Source organism: Lysinibacillus sp. NPDC047702, assembly GCF_050272555.1.
Taxonomy (GTDB): domain Bacteria; phylum Bacillota; class Bacilli; order Bacillales_A; family Planococcaceae; genus Lysinibacillus.
Genome location: NZ_JBNNMG010000108.1, coordinates 1 through 7,951 on the forward strand (window position 1 = coordinate 1; position 7,951 = coordinate 7,951).

A 7,951-nucleotide genomic window follows, 5' to 3' on the forward strand; every position below is an offset into this window, starting at 1 on the left:
ATGATGTTTTTCGTGTAATCTTATCCATGAGATTGGTCCTTTTTATTGGATTTGGATAGGTTACTACCACCAAACCATTATAAAGGACTTTTTTGCGCTTACATGTAATTACAGAAAATTACGATTAATTTGAATGAGACATTATTTTAATGCGATGCTAGTGATATTAAGTGTATCAATTATTTTTGAAAAAACACGCCCAGATCGTAAACATATTTATAATTCATTAATGGCTTTAGAATGGCAGCAACCAAATATAAAAGGACAATATTCAGGTTCATCTGCTGAAATAACACCACTTTTGACGCAAAAATTTAGCTATCCCCTTGTGAAGCAAGTAGGGAAAGAGAACGTAATGGTAGGTGAGATGTATGTGGATAAAAAAATAATCAATACATCTTCATCGATGAAAATGAACTTAACGTCAAAAAATTCTTCTTCATCTTCGAGCCTAAAATCGACAAATGAATTTGAAAAATTTAGCTTCAATTTACCCGAGGATCCTCAAACAGGGAAAGCGACATCATCCCAAATCAACAATGGCGTATGGAAAACGTTAGAAAAATTACCCGAAGGAACCGTTGCAGAACTGGCGTTTTCTACAACAACATTTATGGAGCCTAAAAAGTTGATGAAAATGCTTGAACCATACGATGTGGAAGTCGTTTGGATGCCTGTATATACAGGTGAATTCAAATCCTTTGATTCATTTTCAACTGGTGAAGGTAGTGTTAACCTTACAATTTATGATAGTTTCGGGCTATCAGGAGGGCTGAAGGTTAGTGATGATTATTTAAAAATTTGGGTAGGTCAAAATTTAACGCAAGTTGGTGTTAGAGATAGTCAGCGTTTTATGCTAGAAAATATGGAAAAGCTACTGAACAATGAAAAGAAAAGCTATATCGAGGATTTTCTTGGTTTGTCAAATTTGCAAGAACGTTATGATTATTTAAAAAAGAATGGTTTTCAGGCTTATGGTGCTGTGGTGACAGGACCAACAAAGAACTTGTTAAAGCTGAGATATATAGAAGGCATATCTAATCAGAAGCTTGGGAATGTTGAGTTTTGGAATTGGTATAATAACTGGTAATAGAGGGAGTTGTCTCTGACTTTTTGAGGCAGCTCTCTCTATTGGCTAAAAACTAATTTTAGTAAACCTACGCAAAATAATCGCAAAGGCAGCACCAATTAGTGCAAAAATGGTATGTAACAGGGCGATATAACCAGCACCAATTAACAGAGCTCCAATCTCTGTGAACGAATAGGTACTAATATAGAGTGGATTAATTATATTATTAATAATAGCCCATACAAACACGGGTACAGAGCTGATGGAAAAAACAATCCAAATATTTTTATAAAAAAAATAAGTAAGACAGCCGAAAATTGCGTAGGATACAACAAAGCTTTTTTGATTACCCAGTAAGGATGAATTAATCGCAAACATAAAGGATAAAACGATAAAAATAATATGGAAAAAGCTGATTGTTCTTTTCATTGGTAAATGATAACTAGTTAATTGCTTTGAAGTGGCTAACTGACGGCAATGCTCACAATTCGCTAAATGTTGTTCCACAAACTGTGTAGTAGCTGCTTGGAGCGCAAGCTTATTATATAAAGGTAATAAATCCTCAACTATTGAACATTCCTGTGACAAAGGCTTCCCTCCAATTCTCTTCTTTCATTATACGACTTTTTGAGGAAAATAAAAAAAGCCTTCCGTGAGTTTATTCATTCGGAAAACTTGTACACACACCTTATTATGTTGAGGTTAATACTTCATTTGTGAGAGCTTGAATATCAATATGTGTCTTTTCTTTCACAGCATCCTTCAAAATTTCAGTACGGAAATAATGTACCGTTGCTTTTAAGGGAATGGCTAAAAGCTTAGAAAGAGCTGATTGGTACATATAAACAAACTCTTTGTCAGTGTTACCGCGCTTTAATTCAGCAAAGGCCTCATAAAATTGATCTAGCTTATCGGCAAATTCAAGTAATCGGCCCTCCAACGTGCTATCCTTACCCTCTTTCATACGCTCAGAGAAGACGGCTTGAAATTCCTGAGGGATTTCATTGATAATGAATTTTTCCATCATTTTTTCTTCCACATGTGCAAGCATTTGTTTGAGCTCAGGGCTTGCATGCTTTACTGGCGTTTTAATATCGCCTATAAATACTTCAGCAAAATCATGATTAATGGTCTTTTCATAAAGTGCCTTCCAGTCTACTGTGGCGCCATTCATTTCCTCTAATGTGGCAAAAAACATAGCGTATTGCGATACTTTCCAAGAGTGAGCAGCCACGTTATGCTCTTCAAATTTAAAGCGGCCAGGGCAACGAATAATACGTTCTAGGTCATTTAGACTTGTAAAAAATTGATGGATTCCTATAAAAATCACTCCTTTTTGTTCTATAAGTGCATGTTACTATAAACCTTACCCTCTTTGTATAGATTTCAAACAATTTAACAATGATTCAAGTGGCGTTTACAAAGGATTCACATATGCTTCTAAAGTCGGGCAAGTTGAATGCTATAATGAAGGGGACTGCTAATAAGGGGAGTTTGCACCATGATTTCAATTTATACACTTCTTCTTTATATACATATTGTAAGTGCCATTCTTTCGATTGGGCCATTGTTTGTAGCTTTAACAATTGTTAAGAAAATGCACGCAGCGGCTCATATTGAAATGCCGCCATATATCGAGACCTTTAAGGGGGCTATTACCATTGTCAAGCATTCTGGGCATGTTCTCGTTGCGTCTGGTATTTTATTAATGTGGCATGCTGGCTATCAATGGAATACATCATGGATAGTCCTAACATTTCTTATTATGCTGGCTTCCATTGTTTTTTTGGCAAGAGCATTCAAACCAACTTTAAGGACATTTAATACACCCGCCTATGACCAGAAAAAGTTTGCATTATTGTTACGACGTAAGGCATGGATGTACATTTATTTATTGCTAATTATGTTATGGCTAATGGTTGCAAAGCCTGTACTTTGGTAAAAGAAATACGCACTCATGGTGGAGTGCGTATTTTTTATTATATGTTAATTTATAAAAATGTGTTTGAACATAGATGGACTACCTTCATTTAATCAACATTTGGGAATACGGAAGGAGACAGTTGTTCCTTTATTTAGTGTACTTTCAATGTACAGTCTTTGTCCGTAAATTCTTTTTAGGCGTAAATCTGTATTACGTATACCTACACTAGGGCTGGTCCATTCATTATCGTTACCTGATTGTAATTCATTTAAAATGCTTGGATCTATGCCAACACCATCATCAATTACACTGATTGTGACAAAATCAGGGTCATCTTTAATGCGTATACAAACTGTCCCGCCTTTTTCTTGCTTTAATACGCCATGACGTATCGCATTTTCTACTAAAGTTTGAATGGAGATAGGGGGAATTTCAATATTTATATGACTATCAATATCCCATTCAACGTGTAGTAGTTGTCCAAAGCGTTGTTGTTTAATATAGAGATACGAGTTTACTAGCTCTAACTCTTCCTTAAGTGGAACAACTCTCTGCAGATTCCTCACATCAAAGCTCGCATGTAGGTATTCACCAAAATGATGCAATAAGTCAATCATACGATCTGTATCGATTGTACTAAGTGATGCAATTGTATTTAACGTATTAAATAGAAAGTGTGGTTGTATTTGTGCTTGCAGCCAAGCAGTTTCTAAATGCAATTTTTGATGAATACTGTATTTGAGATCAATTAATGCGCGGCTTCTAACCTTTAATTCAAGAGCATTAATAGGCTTAGTCACATAATCGTTTGCCCCATGAGCGAAGCCAGTGTAAACATCTTCTGGATATTTTCGTGCTGTTAATAATAATATTGGTAATTCGAGTAAGGAATAATGCTCTCGAATCATCTCGATTAATGCGTAGCCAGAAATATAAGGTAGCATAGCATCAGTTATTACTAAATCCCAATCATTGTCTTTTAAAGCCTCTAAAGCCATTTCACTGCTCGTTACAGTTTTAACAGCATACTCGGATGATGAAAATAAACTACGCATTATCGTTAAATTTACTGGATCATCATCAACCATTAAGATTTTAAACTGTTTTTCTGTTATTGAGGACATCATTTTTTCGTCCACTGGAACTGTTGTGTTCTCTTGCTTTATATAGACATGCTCACCTTTTACATTTTCCATTGCTAATGGCAAGGTAAAATAGACATCAGACCCTTTGTTAAGAATAGAGTGGATTTGCAATGTACCTCCATGCAATTCAATAAGTTTTTTAGAAATCAATAAACCAAGCCCAATTCCATCATCATTTTCATTTCCCTGCTCATAAGGGGAAAATAGCCGACTTTGAATCGTATCATCCATGCCTAAACCAGTGTCATGAATATGGATAACAGCCATATTCTTTTCTGTATGTGCACTGATGTCAATAGAACCAGCGTCAGTATATTTAATAGCATTGTGTAAAAGATTAAAGAGAATTTGAATTAAACGCTTTTCATCAGCAACTATATTAGGAAATGATTTAGAAATAGTAGAGTTCATGGGAATTTGTTTTCCATTTGTAATAAACCGAAGCATATCAAAAACCCCGTATACAGCTCCTTGAATGCTAATATTTTTTTTATGAAGATGTAAATCACCTTCTTTTAAACGTGTGTAATCAAGTATGTCATTTAACGTAAAGGACATGCTTCTCCCGATATCAATGAGATGCTTTAGATTTTCCTGATCCTCAGCCACCAGCTTATTGTTAGGATTATCATAAATGGACTGCCCTAAAGTAATCATCTTATTCATGGGATCCCAAAGCTTCTGCGAACTACTTGATAAAAACTCATCCTTTAATTCATCGTCCTTTTGTAATTTAGCCACGAGATCTTTAATTTGTTCTGTATTTTCAAAAAAACGTTTAAACCAGTAACTCGAAAAACCGAGCATGATAAATAAATAGTCTAATGGATAAACAGGTATATCAAAAACATATATAGATTTAATAAGTCCCCATATAATTCCATTTGTTGTGCTAAGAGCTGTAATAGCGATAAAGGCAGAGCTCTGTGTTTGATTTTCAATGAACTCTTTTAGCGCCAATGCAACTACAAATAAAAATGAAGAAGCATAAAGAATAAAAAACAGTAGATTTGTTGTATACAGCCATTTAATAGGTAAAAGTACAATCAAAAGAGTACCTAAAGCATATAAATGAAAGAACAGCTGAAAACATTTTGCATAACGATATTTGACTAATAAAACACGCATGAATTGGACAAAGAAAAAGGAAGCCCCTAGATAAATGACCGACGAGAGCTTAAATGACCAAGCATAATCTAGATGTAACCATTCGAATATGGAGCGATCATAGGTTAATAGTTCATCAGTCAAAGGTAACAGGAAGCCGACAGTAAACAGTAATACAATAGGTTTTCGATAAATAAATAGAAATACTAGAATGCTAAAGAGTGCGAATATAATGAGCATAATTGAAATAGCAGCAAGAGATAGTGTGGTTACCTGTTGATGATGTGTCATAGCTGTTGCTGAGCTAAATAAAACTCTTTTACTGATTGTAGGATTCTCAGGGGTATCAAAGTTAGATACGAGTAGTACTAAGTCCATTTCAGATTGCTCATTTGTAAAATAAATCGTATAAGGAGAAGCTTGCCCCCTATGGTTTTGTGAGTCGGAAGCAACTTTGCCAGACTGCCCAACCAATTTACCATTAATATATAATGCAGAAGCAGTTGATACAGCTGGGATTCGAATAGCGTAGCGGTTATCTGAAGCTGCATTACTATTAAGTAGAATTTTTAAACGATACGTTCCATAGCTTTGTGTTGTTTTTCCTGCATCTTTTATAGGAATCGTTTGACTATTAGAGTAAACAAGAGTGCTATCGTTGATGGTTAAGGGGTCTACTAAATCTGGATAATAGAGCCATTCACCATTGAGCTGAAAAACTTCATCATCAGGTAACTGTAGATCTCTAATATCGAATATTCCTTCATGTGCGACAGGCTGATTACTAGAAGGAAGAAAATATGATAGCCATAGCAGGCGAAGAATTGTCAGAGCAATAAATATTAAAATTATAGTAAGTACACGAGTAGTGGTATTTTTAAACAGCGACATAAGGACCTCCTGAATGGTCTTCTGAATAAGAAAAAGGACTATACTTACCATGCCATGAAATTCAGAAAATGGAAATAAGTAATTCACTTAAAGAATACTTTAAGATACAAAGATGTTCACAATGTCTTAAATATAGTTCTTTTTGAGTTTCAATATATTTCTAAAGTCGGTTAAATTTAATCATTTGTTAAGAATTTTTTAAGAACTATGTCGTATGATGATGGAATAAATATATCAATATTTTATGAGTAAAAACATAGATAAGATTTAACGAAAAAATCATCTCAATGGGAGAAATGATCTATTGTGGGTAAATACAAGTTAAAGTTATCGTTTGTTATTGTGAGTATGATAATCATCGTTGTACTTGCAACATCTGGTGTTAGTATTTGGAGCAGCTACCGAAATTTTAACGACGTTCTTATGCAAAATAAAATAACGATGCAAGAGAAGTATGGAAGGGAACTTTCGGCTATAACCGAAAACTATATACAAGAAAGATTAAATAATCCTAATCAAGCACAGCCCATAGAACCCTATATGGAGCAGCTGGTTGATAACATACATGATGAAAATACGATTTCATTTAGTGCATTTTTCAAAAGTATGATTGTTCCTTTATTCATTTTGTTTGTAATTATTTTGATGGTAACTGTATGGATTGCTTTAAAAATTGTACGACCTCTCCAAAAACTTTCTACTAGTGTAGAAAGGGCAGAAGGGGTACAAGAGCTTGAGGCTATTAATGATTGGTATGATGAAGTACGATCGTTAAAGGGTGTAGTAGAGAATATGGTAATTCTTTCTGAAAGTAAAATATCTGACTTAACGAATCAATTAAACTTAGACTCTTTAACTGGAATTCCTAACCGAAGAAAGATGGATCAAATTTTAAATGATTTAATTTTTAATAGAGAGCCCCATGCAATAGTCTTAATAGATCTAGACGACTTTAAAAGTATAAACGATACATATGGTCATACTATGGGCGATGAAGTTTTAAAATCCTTTGCCAATCATATGCAGAACAACATTGGCAAACAGGGGATGTGCTTTCGCTATGGTGGGGAAGAGTTTATGATCATATTACCTTCCGCTACAGTTGATATCGCTATTGAAGTAGCAGAAAATCTACGAATAAAGCAAGCATTGCTAGATACCGCATGTGGACGGCCAGTTACATTGTCTGCAGGTATCACGGCTTTTACAGCAAACATTAAGAATCCAAACCAGTTAATCTCTATTGCAGATCGGGCATTATATAAAGCGAAACAGTCAGGCAGAAACTGTACCTGTGTCGTTGATGAGCTGTCAGAAAAAATAATTAAATAAAGAAGTTCACCAAAATAAAAGTATGCTAGAAGTTACATTTAGCATACTTTTCATGTTGTTGAAATACTATTATGTCAATGACATCAAGGTGACAAATTAAAAAGTATAGCCCTTTTTCAAAACGGGGGGTTGATCTCCGTTCCGACTGAGTGCTTTCCTGGGGGCGTCCGATGAGCCGCTTCACTCGCGTAGCTCGCTCCAGGGTCTCATCTGTAACGCTGAATCCCCGAGGAGTCACTCAGTCTACACTCCAATCAACCATTGCTCATCGTATTTTCTATTGGCATTTCACAAAAATGTGTAGTGATAAATGGAAGTCTTAACCATCACCATTTTGCACAAAAATGGAGCTTTGATATAACTTTTTCCTTTTGTGAAAGCAGAGGGACAGCAATAAGTGACTTTATGTAAAGTCAAAGTGGTTTTATCCATAAAATGCAGGACAACAACTATAGAATTGTGTCACTATTGTATCCATTTAAT

The 7,951-nt window shown here is 34.9% G+C and carries 7 protein-coding genes; 4 read left to right on the forward strand and 3 right to left on the reverse strand.

Annotated features, from left to right (window positions below; all coding sequences use genetic code 11):
* The first annotated feature begins 133 nt into the window (after positions 1 to 133).
* Complete coding sequence (locus ACQKIM_RS27230) at positions 134 to 1,090, forward strand: anti sigma factor C-terminal domain-containing protein (protein ID WP_427549947.1); 957 nt, start codon at positions 134 to 136, stop codon at positions 1,088 to 1,090.
* Between the two features lie 45 nt (positions 1,091 to 1,135).
* On the opposite strand, the gene ACQKIM_RS27235 is transcribed toward ACQKIM_RS27230, so the two are convergent.
* Together ACQKIM_RS27235 and ACQKIM_RS27240 are read right to left on the reverse strand one after the other, a co-directional pair.
* The gene (locus ACQKIM_RS27235) at positions 1,136 to 1,657 is read right to left on the reverse strand and encodes a zf-HC2 domain-containing protein (RefSeq protein ID WP_427549949.1); all 522 of its coding nucleotides are present in this window, start codon (positions 1,655 to 1,657) and stop codon (positions 1,136 to 1,138) included.
* A gap of 103 nt (positions 1,658 to 1,760) precedes the next feature.
* Positions 1,761 to 2,399, reverse strand: a complete 639-nt coding sequence (locus ACQKIM_RS27240) for a YfbR-like 5'-deoxynucleotidase (protein ID WP_427549950.1) — start codon at positions 2,397 to 2,399, stop codon at positions 1,761 to 1,763.
* 171 nt (positions 2,400 to 2,570) lie between these two features.
* On the opposite strand from ACQKIM_RS27240, the gene ACQKIM_RS27245 reads away from it, so the two are divergent.
* Positions 2,571 to 3,011, forward strand: coding sequence for a hypothetical protein (locus ACQKIM_RS27245; protein WP_427549952.1), 441 nt, complete (start codon positions 2,571 to 2,573; stop codon positions 3,009 to 3,011).
* Between the two features lie 92 nt (positions 3,012 to 3,103).
* On the opposite strand, the gene ACQKIM_RS27250 is transcribed toward ACQKIM_RS27245, so the two are convergent.
* Positions 3,104 to 6,136: an ATP-binding protein gene (locus ACQKIM_RS27250; RefSeq protein WP_427549954.1), complete on the reverse strand. Its 3,033-nt coding sequence runs from the start codon at positions 6,134 to 6,136 to the stop codon at positions 3,104 to 3,106.
* A 306-nt stretch (positions 6,137 to 6,442) separates the two neighbouring features.
* On the opposite strand from ACQKIM_RS27250, the gene ACQKIM_RS27255 reads away from it, so the two are divergent.
* Both ACQKIM_RS27255 and ACQKIM_RS27260 read left to right on the forward strand, forming a co-directional pair.
* Positions 6,443 to 7,468 carry a GGDEF domain-containing protein gene (locus tag ACQKIM_RS27255; RefSeq protein ID WP_427549956.1) on the forward strand — a complete coding sequence of 342 codons (1,026 nt, stop codon included), beginning with the start codon at positions 6,443 to 6,445 and terminating at the stop codon, positions 7,466 to 7,468.
* A 170-nt stretch (positions 7,469 to 7,638) separates the two neighbouring features.
* Positions 7,639 to 7,791 carry a hypothetical protein gene (locus ACQKIM_RS27260; RefSeq protein WP_427549959.1) on the forward strand — a complete coding sequence of 51 codons (153 nt, stop codon included), beginning with the start codon at positions 7,639 to 7,641 and terminating at the stop codon, positions 7,789 to 7,791.
* Positions 7,792 to 7,951 lie beyond the last annotated feature (160 nt).

What these genes read in the sequence shown, in the direction of transcription:
- ACQKIM_RS27230 (WP_427549947.1), top strand. Translation starts at nt 134, where the DNA reads ATGAGACATTATTTTAATGCGATGCTAGTGATATTAAGTGTATCAATT.
- ACQKIM_RS27245 (WP_427549952.1), top strand. Translation starts at nt 2,571, where the DNA reads ATGATTTCAATTTATACACTTCTTCTTTATATACATATTGTAAGTGCC.
- ACQKIM_RS27250 (WP_427549954.1), bottom strand. Translation starts at nt 6,136, where the DNA reads ATGTCGCTGTTTAAAAATACCACTACTCGTGTACTTACTATAATTTTA.
- ACQKIM_RS27260 (WP_427549959.1), top strand. Translation starts at nt 7,639, where the DNA reads ATGAGCCGCTTCACTCGCGTAGCTCGCTCCAGGGTCTCATCTGTAACG.